The sequence below is a fragment of the Variovorax paradoxus genome (assembly GCF_022009635.1).
Taxonomy (GTDB): domain Bacteria; phylum Pseudomonadota; class Gammaproteobacteria; order Burkholderiales; family Burkholderiaceae_C; genus Variovorax.
Map to the genome: position 1 here is coordinate 6,366,561 of NZ_CP091716.1, position 13,820 is coordinate 6,380,380.

Annotated in this window: 16 protein-coding genes; 1 reads left to right on the top strand and 15 read right to left on the bottom strand. The window is 68.5% G+C overall.

Annotated elements, in window-relative coordinates; translation table 11 throughout:
- Positions 1-91: 91 nt before the first annotated feature.
- From L3V85_RS29715 to L3V85_RS29765, 11 genes are all read right to left on the bottom strand, one after another.
- Positions 92-739, bottom strand: a complete 648-nt coding sequence (locus L3V85_RS29715) for a 2-hydroxychromene-2-carboxylate isomerase (RefSeq protein WP_237676213.1) — start codon at positions 737-739, stop codon at positions 92-94.
- Positions 736-993 (bottom strand): DUF1289 domain-containing protein, encoded by a 258-nt coding sequence (locus L3V85_RS29720; protein WP_237676214.1) that lies wholly within the window; start codon positions 991-993, stop codon positions 736-738. Before L3V85_RS29720 ends, L3V85_RS29715 begins: the two co-directional genes overlap by 4 nt.
- Positions 990-1,478 carry a YbaK/EbsC family protein gene (locus L3V85_RS29725; protein WP_237676215.1) on the bottom strand — a complete coding sequence of 163 codons (489 nt, stop codon included), beginning with the start codon at positions 1,476-1,478 and terminating at the stop codon, positions 990-992. Before L3V85_RS29725 ends, L3V85_RS29720 begins: the two co-directional genes overlap by 4 nt.
- Before the next feature lie 15 nt (positions 1,479-1,493).
- Positions 1,494-2,135: a homoserine/homoserine lactone efflux protein gene (gene rhtB, locus L3V85_RS29730; RefSeq protein WP_237676216.1), complete on the bottom strand. Its 642-nt coding sequence runs from the start codon at positions 2,133-2,135 to the stop codon at positions 1,494-1,496.
- Between the two features lie 3 nt (positions 2,136-2,138).
- Positions 2,139-3,059, bottom strand: coding sequence for a hydroxymethylglutaryl-CoA lyase (locus tag L3V85_RS29735; protein ID WP_237676217.1), 921 nt, complete (start codon positions 3,057-3,059; stop codon positions 2,139-2,141).
- A gap of 137 nt (positions 3,060-3,196) precedes the next feature.
- Positions 3,197-4,366 (bottom strand): acyl-CoA dehydrogenase family protein, encoded by a 1,170-nt coding sequence (locus L3V85_RS29740; RefSeq protein ID WP_237676218.1) that lies wholly within the window; start codon positions 4,364-4,366, stop codon positions 3,197-3,199.
- Complete coding sequence (locus L3V85_RS29745) at positions 4,363-5,586, bottom strand: CaiB/BaiF CoA transferase family protein (RefSeq protein WP_237676219.1); 1,224 nt, start codon at positions 5,584-5,586, stop codon at positions 4,363-4,365. Before L3V85_RS29745 ends, L3V85_RS29740 begins: the two co-directional genes overlap by 4 nt.
- A gap of 127 nt (positions 5,587-5,713) precedes the next feature.
- The gene (locus L3V85_RS29750; protein WP_237676220.1) at positions 5,714-6,736 is read right to left on the bottom strand and encodes a Bug family tripartite tricarboxylate transporter substrate binding protein; all 1,023 of its coding nucleotides are present in this window, start codon (positions 6,734-6,736) and stop codon (positions 5,714-5,716) included.
- Positions 6,737-6,769: 33 nt separating this feature from the next.
- A complete protein-coding gene (locus tag L3V85_RS29755; protein WP_237676221.1) occupies positions 6,770-7,165 on the bottom strand; it encodes a cupin domain-containing protein in 396 nt (131 codons plus the stop codon).
- The gene (locus L3V85_RS29760; protein WP_237676222.1) at positions 7,162-7,911 is read right to left on the bottom strand and encodes an IclR family transcriptional regulator; all 750 of its coding nucleotides are present in this window, start codon (positions 7,909-7,911) and stop codon (positions 7,162-7,164) included. Before L3V85_RS29760 ends, L3V85_RS29755 begins: the two co-directional genes overlap by 4 nt.
- 93 nt (positions 7,912-8,004) lie before the next feature.
- Positions 8,005-8,925 (bottom strand): 2-hydroxyacid dehydrogenase, encoded by a 921-nt coding sequence (locus tag L3V85_RS29765; RefSeq protein WP_237676223.1) that lies wholly within the window; start codon positions 8,923-8,925, stop codon positions 8,005-8,007.
- A gap of 81 nt (positions 8,926-9,006) precedes the next feature.
- On the opposite strand from L3V85_RS29765, the gene L3V85_RS29770 reads away from it, so the two are divergent.
- Positions 9,007-9,321, top strand: coding sequence for an EthD family reductase (locus tag L3V85_RS29770; RefSeq protein ID WP_237676224.1), 315 nt, complete (start codon positions 9,007-9,009; stop codon positions 9,319-9,321).
- Positions 9,322-9,327: 6 nt separating this feature from the next.
- Here the strand turns inward: L3V85_RS29770 and yfcF are convergent, their stop codons facing one another.
- From yfcF to L3V85_RS29790, 4 genes are all read right to left on the bottom strand, one after another.
- Positions 9,328-9,948: a glutathione transferase gene (gene yfcF, locus L3V85_RS29775; protein ID WP_237676225.1), complete on the bottom strand. Its 621-nt coding sequence runs from the start codon at positions 9,946-9,948 to the stop codon at positions 9,328-9,330.
- 44 nt (positions 9,949-9,992) lie between these two features.
- The gene (locus L3V85_RS29780; RefSeq protein WP_237676226.1) at positions 9,993-10,958 is read right to left on the bottom strand and encodes a DUF4349 domain-containing protein; all 966 of its coding nucleotides are present in this window, start codon (positions 10,956-10,958) and stop codon (positions 9,993-9,995) included.
- Positions 10,959-11,016: 58 nt separating this feature from the next.
- A complete protein-coding gene (locus L3V85_RS29785; protein WP_237676227.1) occupies positions 11,017-13,020 on the bottom strand; it encodes an acetyl-CoA carboxylase biotin carboxylase subunit in 2,004 nt (667 codons plus the stop codon).
- Positions 13,021-13,130: 110 nt separating this feature from the next.
- Positions 13,131-13,805: a DUF4126 domain-containing protein gene (locus L3V85_RS29790; protein WP_237676228.1), complete on the bottom strand. Its 675-nt coding sequence runs from the start codon at positions 13,803-13,805 to the stop codon at positions 13,131-13,133.
- Positions 13,806-13,820 lie beyond the last annotated feature (15 nt).

Here is a 13,820-nt window from a genome sequence, read left to right on the forward strand (position 1 = left end):
CGCGAAACTGAATCGGCGCTTACGGATTAGGGTGAAACCCGCGCGGCGCGTTTCAGCTTGTAAGAAATCGAGCCCTTGCTCGGGTTTTCACTCAGCCCTGTTTGCTGCTGCGCAGCAGGGACGGGCGCTGGTCGGCCCCGGCCCATTGCGGGCCGTCGAACCATGCGTCGCCGCCGAGGTAGGCGCGCAGCATCGCGAGGCCGTCGAAGCCCCAGAAGAGGCGCCCGTCGACCACATAGGCCGGCGTGCCGAACACGCCCAGCTGCAGCGCTTCGTCGGTGTTGCGCTTGAGCAGGGCCTTGCTCTCTTCGCTGTTCGCGTCGCGCAGGGGCTTCAGTTGCGCGGTGAGCGCGGCCAGGCGCGCAGGGTCGCCCGCTTCTTCGCCGCCGCGCCACACGTGGCGAAGGATGGTCTCGGCCACGAGGCGGCTGACGGTGCCGTCGTCGCCGGTCGACAGCGCGAGCCGCAGGTGCGCCAACGGGTTGTAGGGGTGCGAGGCGGGCATCTCGATCTGGATGCCGTGCGCCTGCCCCAGCCAGAGCACGTGGCGGTAGGTCCAGCTGCGCTTCGATGGAATCTCCGCCGGGCCGAGCTGGCCGTGCTGCTTGAGCAGCGCGCCCAGCAGCACCGGCTTGTAGGCCACGCTGTAGCTCAGCCCTTCGAGCGCCTCGGGCAGGTGCTCGAACGCAAGGTGCGCATAGGGCGAGATGAAGTCGAGATAGAAATCGATGTGCTTCATGCGGCGTTGTCTCCAGGGGCGCGCCAGATGCCGGCGAGTGCCCGCAACTCTATCGCGCGCCACACATGGCGCCGCGTCTCGTCTTCCATCTTGCTCCAGCCAGCGATCTCGGGAATGGTGCGCAGGCAGCCTTCGCAGAAGCCGCTCAGTCGGTCCATGCGGCACACCGACGAACACGGCGACGGCACATCCTCGGCCATGGCCTGCACCGCCACCGCGCGCTCGGCCAGTGTCTGCGCTTCGCCGAAATTCACACCACGTCGGCCACCGGCGCGCCGGTGAGCTTCTCGAGGTCTTGCGGGCGCAGCTGGAACACCGCATGCGGATGGCCCGCGGCGGCCCAGATTTCCTCGAAGCGGAACAGCTCGCGGTCGATCAGCACCACCGGCTTGGTGACATGGCCCACGGGCGACACGCCGCCGATGGTGAAGCCGGTGCGCGCCTTCACGAAATCAGCGTCGGCGCGGCCGGTCTTGCCGATCAGCGCATCGACCTTCTTCTCGTCCACGCGCTTGTCGCCCGAGGTAATGACCAGCACCGCCGCTTCGTCGCTCTTGCGGCGGAAGATGATGCTCTTGGCGATCTGCCCGACGGAAATGCCGAGCGCGTCGGCCGCCTGCTGCGCGGTGCGGCAGGCGTCATCGAGCATGCGTGGCGAGTGGGGGTGGCCGGCGTCCTGCAGCACGCGTGAAACGCGCTGGACGCCTTCGGGGAGGGAGTGGAGTTCGGAGCCGCACATGGGAATTCGAATCTATCAGGCGCTGCGCTTGAACAGGAACAGGAACGCACCCATCGTCATCAGCACGCCGCCGAAGACGCGGTTCTGCGCGCGCCGGGCGCGCACGCTGCGCAGCACGCCCTGCAGCCGCGCGGCCAGCCAGGCGTAGCCGTGCATCACGGTCACGTCGACCATCACCGTGGTGGCCAGCAGCACCAAAAGCTGCAGCCACAGCGGGCGCGTCGGCTGGATGAACTGCGGCAGCACCGCGGCCATGAAGACGATGCCCTTGGGGTTGGTCACGTTGGTGAGAAAGCCGCGCAGCACGCGCTGCGGCGCGGTGAGGTCGGGCTCGCGCGCGGCCTCGCCCCCATCGGCGCTCGCGGCCGGCGCCACGGGTGCGCGCCACTGGCGCCAGCCCAGCCACAGCAGGTAGCACGCGCCGACCACCTTGATCACCGTGAACGCGGTGGCCGAAGCGGTGAGCACCGCGCCCACGCCGAGGCCGGCCACCAGCAGGATCACCGCCAGCCCCAGCTGCAGGCCGACGATGGTGGCCGTGGTGCGCCGCACGCCGTAGCTGAGCCCATGGCTCATGCTCAGCACCGCGCCCGAGCCGGGCGATACCGCGATCACGCAACTCGCCACCAGGAATGCGAGCCAGACATGCAGTTCCATGCGTCAACCCGCCCGCTTGGTGCGGATGGCCTTCGATGCGCGCGAGTTCGGTTCGCGGCCCAGTGCCTCGCTGATGTACACGCCCGCGTCGATCAGCCGGTCGAGGTCGATGCCGGTCTCGATGCCCATGCCGTGCAGCATGTAGACCACGTCTTCCGTCGCCACGTTGCCCGTGGCGCCCTTGGCATAGGGACAGCCGCCCAGGCCGGCCGAGGACGACTGGAAGTTCCACACGCCCAGCTCGAGCGCCGCCAGCGTGTTGACCAGCGCCTGCCCGTAGGTGTCGTGGAAATGGCCGGAAATGGCGTCGACACCGAAGTGCGCCAGCGTGGCGTCCATGGCCGCCTGCACCTTGCGCGGCGTGCCCACGCCGATGGTGTCGGCCACGTCCACGCGCTGCACGCCGATGCCCTTCATCAGTTGCGCGAGGTAGCCGACCTTGGCCGGGGCGATCTCGCCTTCATAGGGGCAGCCGACCGTGCACGACATGGCGCCGCGCACAGCGATGCCTTTTTCGAGCGCCGCGGCCACCACGGGCGCGAAGCGCTCGATGCTCTCGGCGATCGAGCAGTTGATGTTCTTCTGGCTGAAGGCTTCGCTGGCGGCGCCGAACACCACGATCTCGTCGGGCCACTCTTCGCGCGGCGCGGCGATGGCGGCCTCGAAACCCTTCATGTTGGGCGTGAGCACCGAGTAGCGCACGCCGGGCTTGCGCCGGATGCCGTGCATGACCTCGGCGTTGTCGGCCATCTGCGGCACCCACTTGGGGCTCACGAAGCTGGTGACCTCGATCTCCTTGAGGCCGGCGTCCTGCAGGCGGTGCACGAGGCCGATCTTCACTTCGGCCGAGACCGGCTGCTTCTCGTTCTGCAGGCCGTCGCGCGGGCCGACGTCGACGATCCTGACTTGGGTGGGGAGTTTCATGGGATGTCTCTGGTGTCGCGGGAGGATGAAAAACCGCCACCCATTGTCCGACACATGCAAATGCCCTGCTTGGTACACAAGTCGCGGAAGGTAGCAATGCGCGCCGGCGAGGTTGCAAATGGTGCCAGCCGCGCGGATCAGTACGACTTGGGCAGCCCCAGCGCCTTCTCGGCGATGAAGTTCAGGATCATCTGCGGGCTGACCGGCGCGATGCGCGGTATGTAGCTCTCGCGCAGCAGCCGCTCGACGTGGTATTCCTTGGCATAGCCCATGCCGCCCAACGTGAGCACCGCGTTCTGGCAGGCGTCGTGCGCCGCCTCGGCCGCCAGGTACTTGGCGGCGTTGGCCTCGACGCCGCAGGGTTCGCCCGCGTCGTACAGCGTGGCGGCCTTGAGCATCATCAGGTCGGCCGCTTCCAGGTTGGCCCAGGCACGCGCCAGCGGATGCGCCACGCCCTGGTTCTGGCCGATGGGCCGGCCGAACACGACGCGCTCCTGCGCATACTGCGAGGCGATGCGCAGCGCCGCGCGGCCGATGCCGATGGCTTCCGCCGCGATGAGGATGCGCTCGGGGTTCAGCCCGTGCAGGATGTATTCGAAGCCCCTGCCCTCCTCGCCGATGCGGTCTTCCTCCGGCACCGCGAGCCCGTCGATGAAGAGCATGTTCGAGTCGACCGCCGCGCGGCCGAGCTTGTGGATCTCCCGCACCTCGACCCTGGCGCGGTCCAGCGGCGTGTAGAACAGCGTGAGGCCCTGCGTGGGCTTCTTCACCTGATCGAGCGGCGTGGTGCGCGTGAGGATGAGCATGCGGTCGGCCACCTGCGCGGTCGAGATCCAGATCTTGCGGCCATGCAGCAGATAGCCGCCGCCGGGCTGGCGCACCGCCTGCGTCTTGAGGCTGGTGGTGTCCAGCCCCGCGTCGGGCTCGGTTACCGCGAAGCAGGCTTTCTCGGTGCCCGCGATGAGCGGCGGCAGGAACCGCTGGCGCTGCGCCTCGCTGCCGAACACAACCACCGGGTTGAGCCCGAAGATGTTCATGTGCACCGACGACGCGCCCGACATGCCCGCGCCCGACGCGCTGATGGCGCGCATCATCAGCGCCGCCTCGGTGATGCCGAGCCCCGCGCCGCCCTGCGCCTCCGGCATGGCGATGCCGAGCCAGCCGCTTTCGGCCACGGCGCGGTGGAACTCGTGCGGGAACACGGCGCGGTCGTCGTGGTCGCGCCAGTAGTCGGCGGGAAAGTCTTCGCACAGCCGTTCGATGGCCGCGACCAGCGAGCGCTGGTCTTCGTTCAGTGAGAAATTCATTCGCTGTCTTTCGTTGGTTCCGGTTGCAGCGTGACGCCGCGCGCCAGCATGCGTTCGATGGCTTCTTCGTCGTAGCCCGCCTCGCGCAGCAGCTCCACGCTCTGTTCGCCGATGCGCGGCGCGGGCCGGCGGATGGCCGTGGGCGTGGCGCTGTAGCGGCCCACCGGCGCGAGGGTGCGGATGCGGCCCTCGCTCGGATGGTCGAACTCCGGGTAGAAGCCGACGGCGCGCAGGTGCGGGTCGTCCAGCAGGCTGTCGGTGCTGTGCAGCCGCGCCACCGGAATGTCGGCGGCGGCCAGCGCGGCAAACCACTCGTCGCTGGTGCGCGTGGCCATCACTTCGGCCACGAAGGCATACACCGCGCCGATGTTCGCGGCGCGCGCGGTGTGCGTGCCGAACATCGGCGAGTCGCGCAGTTCGGGCCGGCCGATCACGTCGAAGAAGGCCTGCCAGTGCTTGTCGTTGTAGATCAGCACGCTGAGGTGCCCGTCCGACGTGGCGTAGGGCTTGCGGTGCGGCGCGAGCAGCCGTGCGTAGCCGGTGGGTCCGAGCGGCGGCTCGAAGCTGTGGCCGCCGAGGTGGTCGCCCATGACGAACTGCGAGAGCGCCTCGAACATCGGCACCTCGACCGCCTGGCCCTTGCCGGTGCGCTGCGCATGCAGCACGGCGGCGAGCAATGCGATGGCCGCCTGCAGCCCCACGGCGCGGTCGGCCAGCGTGACGGGCGCGTAGCGCGGCTCGCCGCCGCTTTGCTGCGCGAACAGCGAGGCGATGCCGGCCGCGCCCTGGATGAGATCGTCGTAGGCGGGCTTGCCGGCGTAAGGCCCCTGCTCGCCGTAGCCGAAGGCGCCGAGGTAGACGATCTTCGGGTTGACGGCCGCCACGGCCTCGTAGCCGAGCCCGAGCCGCGCCATCGCCTGCGGTCGCGTGTTGTAGATCAGCGCATCGCAGTCCGCCGCCAATCGCAGGCAGGCTTCGCGGCCCTCGGGCTGCTTGAGGTCGAGCACGATCGAGCGCTTGTTGCGGTTGAGGTGCATCGCCATCGCGCCCATACCGGCATGGCGCATCGGGCCGACGGCGCGCAGGTTGTCGCCGCCGGGCGGCTCGACCTTCACGATGTCGGCGCCGAGGTCGCCGAGCGTCTGCGTGGCGTAGGGGCCCATCACCACGGCCGTGAGGTCGAGGATGCGGATGCCTTGGAGAGGTCCGGAGGTATTCATGTCTTGGTCTTCGCTCCTTCCCCCTCTGGGGGAAGGCTGGGATGGGGGCAGGCAGAGCGCGCATCGGGTACGCCGCTTGCCCCCACCCCTGCCCTCCCCCAGCGGGGGAGGGAGAAATTCAGCTCGCTCATTCGGGTTGAATGCCGGCCGCCTGGATCAGCTTCTTCCACTTCGCCAATTCGGACACGGTGAACGCGCCCAGCTCTTCCGGCGTGCTGCCGAAGGCATCGAAGCCCAGTTTCGCCACGCGCTCGCGGAAGACCGTGCCGTTGGCCATGTCGGCCAGCACCTTGTTGAGCTTGCGCACGATCTCGCGCGGCGTTCCGGCCGGTGCGAACACGCCGTTCCAGGAAGTGATGTCGAAGCCCTTCAGCTCCGGCGTGTCGGCCAGCGGCGGCAGTTCGGGGAAGAGCTTGGTGCGCTCCTGCGTGGTGACGGCAATCGCGCGCATCTTGCCGGCCTTCACCGTGGCAAGACCCGCGGCCAGGTCGACCACCATCATCGACACCTGCCCGCCGATCAGGTCGGCAATGGCGGGCGGCGTGCTCTTGTAGGGCACGTGCAGCATCGGCACGCCGCTCATGCGCGACAGCGTGGCGCCGCAGACGATGCCGGTGCTGTTACCGCTCGCGTAGGTCAGCTTGCCCGGATGCGCCCGGCCCCAGGCCAGCAGCTCGGCCACGTTCTTCACGGGCAGCTCGTTGTTCACCACCAGCATGAACGGCAGGTTGCCCATGCGGCTCACCGGCGCGAAGTCCTTCACCGGGTCGTAGGGCAGCGACTTCATCAGGCTCGGGTTGGCCGAGTGCGTGGTGTTGGTGGTCATGAACAGCGTGTAGCCGTCGGGCGGCGCCTTGGCCACCGCCTCCGCGGCGATCACGCCGTTGGCGCCCGCCTTGTTGTCCACGATGACCGAGCCCTTGAGCGCGTCGCCGAGCATCTGGCCGGTGATGCGCGCCACCGCGTCGGTGCCGCTGCCGGCGGCGAAGGGCACGACGATGCGTATCGGCTGCTTCGGGTAGCCGCCGCTGTCCTGCGCGAAGGCCCAGGGCATGGTGCCCGCGAGGCCCGCGGCGGCGCCGATGGAAATGAAACGGCGACGGTTCGCCATCGCGGCCGGTTGCCCGGTCGCGTTCTTCGTTGTCTGCATGTGGTTTGTCTCCGGTTGTAGTGCTGTCGGTTCTCAGGGCCGGATCACGCGCTCCGGCGATTCCTCGTACGGCGGGCTGTAGATCACCAGCACGCGCACCGGCTCGTCGCTCACCACCGTGAAGGTGTGCATTGCGTCGGCCGGGAAAAAGCAGCTGTCGCCTGGGTGCAGCTCCTGCCGCTGGCCGCCCACCTCGGCCACCGCGCGGCCTTCGAGCATGTAGCAGACCTGCTCGATGCCCGGGTGCGCATGCGGCAGCGCGCCCTTGCCCTTCTGGATGTGGCCGACCAGCACCTCGAGCTGCTTCGCGCCCACCGTCTCGGGGCCGATCAGCCGCTTGTTCAGCGTGCCGGTGTGGTTGGCGGGGTGGTAGCCGGCGATGTCGGCTTCCCGGACGAAGTAACGGGCGGTGGTGGAGGTGGTGGTCATCGGGGGTTCTCGGTCTTGGGTTCGATGGCGAGGCAGGCGGAGCGCAGCATCGCGGCGATGTCTTCGATGCGCGGCTCCATGCGGTAGCGCGGCCCCGCGACCGAGATGGCGTAGGCCTCGCCGCCGATGCGCAGCGGCCAGGCCAGGCCGATCAGGTCGGGAATGCTCTCGCCGAGGTTTCCGTACCAGCCGCGCGCGGCGCCGCGCTGCAGCTCGGCCTCGATGGCTTCGGCGGTGGTGAGCGTGGCTTCGGTCAGCGGCGCGAGCGCCATGCCCTGCAGCAGCTGGCGGCGTGCTTCGGGCTCCAGCGTGGACAGCAGCGCGCGGCCCAGCGAATTGGCGTAGGCCGGGCGGGTTTCGCCCGACTCGGCGGAATAGCGGATGGCCTGCGGCGCGCTCAGCACCTCCAGGTACACCACCTGCCCCGCGTCGCGGAACTTGCCGAAGACCACCGTCTCGCGCGCCGCGTCGCGCAGCTCTTCCAGCGTGGCCTTCACCCGGTCGAGCACCGGGTCGTGGGCGGCGATGACCTGCGCCATCGCCAGCAGCCGGCCGGTCGGGTAGTAACCCTGGCGGCGGCCGGTTTCGTACATGTAGCCCTGCTCCTCGAGCGTGCGGATCAGGCCCAGGCAGCTCGACACCGGCATGTCGAGCAGCCGCGCCATCTCGGAGAGCGCCAGCGGCTGCTTCTCCCTGGCGAACAGTTCGACGATCTCGATCACCCGAAACGCAGTTTTCACAGTCATGAAAAGATTTTCATACTTGTGAAAAACTCGCGCTTCAGGGTTTCCCCTGCCCGCGCCGCATTCCGGCGGGGCCGGAAGCGGTGGCGCGTGCCGTCAGTAGCCGCGTGCCGGATCGACCACGCCGGCGATCGGCAGGCCCTGCTCCATCGCGCGGATCTTCCCGGCGATCTGCGCAATCGACTCCTCGCGCAGCGTGCGCGCCGAGCCGTGCGGCGTCACGGTGATCTTCGGATGGCGCCAGAAGGCGTGATCGGCCGGCAGCGGCTCGACCTGGAACACGTCGAGCGTGGCGCCCGCGAGCTGGCCGGCGTCGAGCATCGGGATCAGGTCGTCTTCCACCAGATGGCCGCCGCGCGCGATGCTGATCAGGTAGCCCTCGGGCTTGAGCTTGCCGAGCGTCTTGCGGTTCAGGATGCCGCGCGTGGCCTCGGTCAGCGGCAGCAGGTTGACCAGCACGCGCGTGGACGACAGGAACTCGTCGAACTGCGACTCGCCGCTGAACACCTGCACGCCGTCGATGTCCTTGGACGAACGGCTCCAACCCAGCACCGGGAACTCGAACTGCGCCACGGCCTTGGCCACGCGCTCGCCGAGCACGCCCAGGCCCATGATGCCGACCGGGAAGTCGCGCCGCATCCTGGGCTTGCGGTAGCTCCACTTGCCCTCGCGCGCGTCGGCCTCGTAGGCGTCGAACTCGCGGAAGTGGCGGATGAGCGTGTGGCACACGTATTCGGCCATCTGCACCGACATGCCCGCGTCGTCGAGCCGCACGATGCGCGTGTGCGCCGGCACCTTCAGCTTGAGCAGCGCATCGACGCCCGCGCCGATGTTGAAGATGCCGCGCAACTGCGGCTGCTCGTCGATGAGTTCCTGCGGAGGCGCCCACACCACGGCATGGTCGGCCTGCGGCGCGCCGGGCTTCCACGGCTCGATGACGGCATCGGGGAGTTCGGCCTTCAGGCCTTCGATCCAGGGGTCTGGGCGGTTGTCGGTGAGGTAGACGGTGATTCGCATGGGGGCGAATCTTAGTGAAGCCGCTGACGCGGCGCGCGCGGATGGCTATGCTCGGACGACCCACCCCATCAGGAGACACCCATGATCAAAGTCAGCGTGATGTACCCCTACGCCCCCGGCGCGCGCTTCGACCACGACTACTACCGCGACAAGCACATGCCGCTGCTCAAGGCACGCATGGGCGACGCCTGCCTCTCGTACACCATCGACAAGGGCCTGGGCGGCGGCGCGCCGGGCTCGCCGCCCACGTACGTCGGCATGTGCCACGTGTTCAGCGAATCCGTCGATGCCTTCCAGAAGGCCTTCGGCCCGCACATGAAGGAGATCATGGGCGACGTGAAGAACTACACCGACATCGCGCCAGTGATGCAGATCAGCGAAGTGGTGGTGGGCTGACGCGGGTCAGCGCGCCAGCTTCACCCATCGCTGAACCGAAGGCCGCTGCCACTGCCGCGCGGCATACGCGGCCAGCCGCTGCGGCACCTCGTCGCCGTTCAGCACCAGCCTGTTGAGCATCAGCGCCAGGTCCGTGTCGGCGATCGACCATTCGCCGAACAGGTTCTGCGCATCGGCCGGCAGCAGCGCTTCCGCCGCGTCGAACAGCGACTTCGCCGATACCTTCGCCGCCGTGGACAGCGGTGCGCTCGAGGGCTTGAAGAACACGACCTCGGTCGAGCGCTCCTGCCGGATCGGCGCCAGGTCGCTGCGGATCCAAGCCTGCAGCTGGCGCGCCCTGGCCTTGGCGCGCGGGTCGCCCGGATACAGCGGCGTGCCTGCAAAAACCTCGTCGATGTATTCCGTGATGGCCGACGACTCCGACAGCGCGAAGTCGCCCTGCACCAGCGTCGGCACGCGCTGCGTCAGCGACAGCCGCGAGAAGCCCGACGCCCGGTGCTCGAGCGCCGCGAGGTCGACGGGCGTCATCTCGAAGTCGATCTGCTTTTCATGCAGCGCGACGAACACGGACATGGCGTAGGGGCTGGCGAATTGCGCGTCCACGTAGAGACGGATCGGGTCCTGCATCGGAAATGGCTCCTGGGTTCGGCGGGCAGACCCGAGTATGGGCCTCACGCCATCTTGGAACGGCGGCGGCGCCACAACACCCGCACCAGCCAGCCCAGCGGCAGCACCACCAGCACCAGCCACGGCAGCACCGCCGCGACGAAGGTGATGAGCGCGCCCACGCTTTCCGCCAGCACCGAGCCCGCGTTGCGCAGCGCATGCCGCATCGGGCTGTAGCCGTCGCCGTTGCTCACCAGCGCGCGCTTGGGCGTGAACTGGATCTGGATGTGCTGCTTGCTGGTTTCCTGTGCCAGCACCTTGCGCTGCGTGGCGATGGCGTCGAGCTCGGCCTGGGTGTCCGACAGCGTGCGCTGGATCGCCAGCAGGTCGACCATGGTGCGCTTGGTGACGGTGTCGCGCAGCATGACGCGCAAGCTGTCGCGGAACTCGGTGCGGTTCTTGATGCGGGCCTCGACATCGATGACCTCGGCGGTCTTGTCCTCGCTGGTGGTGGTGTGCGAGACCACGTTCGCCACGCCGGCCAGCCCGCCGAGCAGCTTGTCCACATCGGCGGGTTCCACCCGCATCTCGAGCATGGCGTTGCCGGGCTGCTGCGGCGTTTCGCGCAGCAGCGAGGACGACAGCAGCTCGCACTTGAGCGTGCCGCACAGGTCGCGCACCTTGCCCCAGGCGTCGGCCAGTTGCTCGGCCGGCACTTCGACGTTCAGGTCCTGCCGCACGGCCAGGAAGCGCTGCAGCGGCGAATCTTGCGGCGACGCCTCGGACGCGGAGGGCTCCGCCGCCGTGTCGGCCATGCGCGCGCGCGACTCCTTCATCGCCATGCCGCCGCCATAGCCGGCGGGTGCCTGCATCGGCGCGGGCGGCGGCGCCGGGCGGGCGAGCGATTCGTCGTGGCCGTTGTTGCGGCCGCAGCCGGCCAGCGACAGGGCGGCCGCCAGGGCCAGCAGCGCAAGGCCCGACCGGTGGCGGGCGAAGAAAGAAGAAGAGCCGGAAGGCGTGCGAGCGGTCATGAAGATCCCTTGAAAGAATGACTACCGCAGCTGATACGGGCCAGCGCCCGGAACGGGGTTAAACCGTTGCCGCGGCCATTCGCAACAATTCGTCGCCTTCGGCCACCTGCTCGCCGGGGGCGAACAGCAGCTCCTCCACGGTGCCGTCCGCCGGCGCGGCGATGGTGTGCTCCATCTTCATGGCTTCCATCACCGCCAGCGGCTGGCCGCGGCTGACCTTGTCGCCAGCCTTCACCGCGAACGACACCACCTTGCCGGGCATCGGCGCGGTGAGCCGGCCGCCTTCGGCCTGCGCGTCGCCCGCGTGCGCGAGGCGGTCGATGGTGGTGATCTTCGTGGCGCCCTTCGACGCGAAGACGTGGGCGGTGGCGCCGTCCAGGTGCACGTCGAGCGTCTGGCGGTTGCCCGCGAACTCGACCTCGAATTCACCGCCGGGGAACTGGCCGATCACCAGCGGGCCTTCAGCGCCGCCGGCTTCCAGCCACAGGCTGCCATCGCGCTTGTAGATCAGCACGGCCGTCTGCTCCGCACCGCGGAACTCGAAGTCGAAATGGCGCCGGTATTCGCCCAGCGAGCGCCAGCCGTCGCGGCGCGCGAACGGGTCGGGCATCTTCCCGGGCCATTCGGTGATCAGCGTGCGCGTGATGGCGGCGGCGGCGGCCAGCGGCAGGCCCAGCGTCTCGCGGTCGAACAGCACCGCGCGTTCGCGCTCGATCAGCGCGGTGTCGAGGTTGGCCTTCGAGAACGATTCGGTCGCCAGGATGCCGCGCAGGAACTGCACATTGGTCGAAACGCCCACGATCTGCACCTGCGCCAGCGCGGCATCGAGCCGCGCCAGCGCCTCTTCGCGCGTGCTGCCGTGCACGATGAGCTTGGCGATCATCGAGTCGTAGAAGGGCGAGATCTCGCCGCCCTCGCGCACGCCGTCATCGATGCGCACGCGGCTGCGCTGGAAGGCCGTGGCAGTCGGCTTGCGGTACACGCGCAGCGTGCCGGTGGCGGGCAGGAAGTTGTTGTCGGGGTTCTCGGCGCAGATGCGCGCCTCGATGGCGTGGCCGTGGATCTTCAGGTCGGCCTGCTTGGCAGGCAATGCTTCGCCCGAGGCCACGCGCAGTTGCCATTCGACGAGGTCGAGCCCCGTGATGGCTTCAGTCACAGGATGCTCCACCTGCAGTCGCGTGTTCATCTCCATGAAGAAAAAGTTCATCTCGCCGCCTTCTCGCTGCTCGACGATGAACTCGACGGTTCCCGCGCCCACGTAGTTCACGGCGCGCGCTGCCGCCACGGCCGCATCGCCCATCTGCTTGCGCATGGCCTCGGTCATGCCGGGCGCGGGCGCTTCTTCCAGCACCTTCTGGTGGCGGCGCTGCACCGAGCAATCGCGCTCGAACAGGTAGACATAGTTGCCGTGCGTGTCGCCGAACACCTGGATTTCGATATGGCGCGGGCGTTGCACGTATTTTTCGATCAGCACCGCGTCGTCGCCGAAGCTGTTGATCGCCTCGCGCTTGCACGAAGCCAGCGCGGCGGCAAAGTCTTCCGCCTTGTCGACCGCGCGCATGCCCTTGCCGCCGCCACCGGCACTGGCCTTGATGAGCACCGGGTAGCCGATGCGGTCGGCCTCGCGCTGCAGCAGCGCCGGGTCCTGGTCATGGCCGTGGTAGCCGGGCACCAGCGGCACGCCGGCCTTTTCCATCAGCTGCTTCGACTCGGCCTTCAGGCCCATCGCCTTGATGGCCGAGGGCGGGGGCCCGATGAAGACCAGCCCCGCTTCGGCGCAGGCCCGCGCGAACTCTTCGTTCTCGCTCAGGAATCCGTAGCCCGGGTGCACCGCTTCCGCGCCCGTGGCCTTGGCGGCTTCGAGAATCTTTTCCCAGCGCAGGTAGCTGTCTTTAGGCGCACTGCCGCCGAGGTGCACCGACTCGTCGCATGCGCGCACGTGGTTGGCATGCGCGTCGGCATCGGAATACACGGCGACCGTGCGAATCGCCATGCGGCGGGCAGTGGCCGCGACGCGGCAGGCAATTTCACCGCGATTAGCGATAAGTATCTTTTTAAACATGGAGGGCCTTCGCGGTGAAATCGCCTGCGCACGCTGCGCGTGCCCGGCAATTTGGCTTCGCCACTGCGCCGCTTCGCGGCTGGTCGCCACGATTGGCGATAAGGATCTTCTTAAACATTCGGAGTGTCTCCCGGAGGATTCTTTTTCAGTTGAAACGCGGGCACCACGCCCGGATCGGGTCGGCCGCTGAAGATGCGGGCCACGCGGGCGAACAGCGCCTTGAGGAAACGCCAGCTCTTGCGGATGAGCCACACGCTCAGCACAAGCACCAGCACGAACAGCACGAGAAAGACGACAGGGTGCGCCACCGCCAGCCACAGCCCCGCGGGCACCATGGAGTCTTCGACCAGCGAGGCGCCCACGTTCGAGAACGGCTCGGGCGAGGTGTTGATGGCCGCGCGCGTGGTGGCCTTGGCCGCATGCGCCGTGGCCGCGAAGCCGCCGCCCAGCAGCGCCGCCACGATGGCCATCACGCCATGGTCGGCGCCGAACACGCTGGCCGCGAGCGCGGCGCCGGCCGGAATGCGGATGGCGGTGTGCACCACGTCCCACAGCGAATCGAGGCCGGGAATCTTGTCGGCGAAGAACTCGATGAACACCATGAAGCCGCTGGCCGCGATGACCACCGGATGCGCCAGCAACTGCAGCCCGCTCGGCAACGGCACCCAGCCGAAGTAGCCGACGATGCCCGTCAGCAGCACCACCAGGTACAGCCGCACGCCACTGGCCCAGCCGATGGCGGCGGCCAGCGCGATGAGCTGGGGCATGTCGAGGCCGGTGTTCATGGCGTTGCCCCTTCT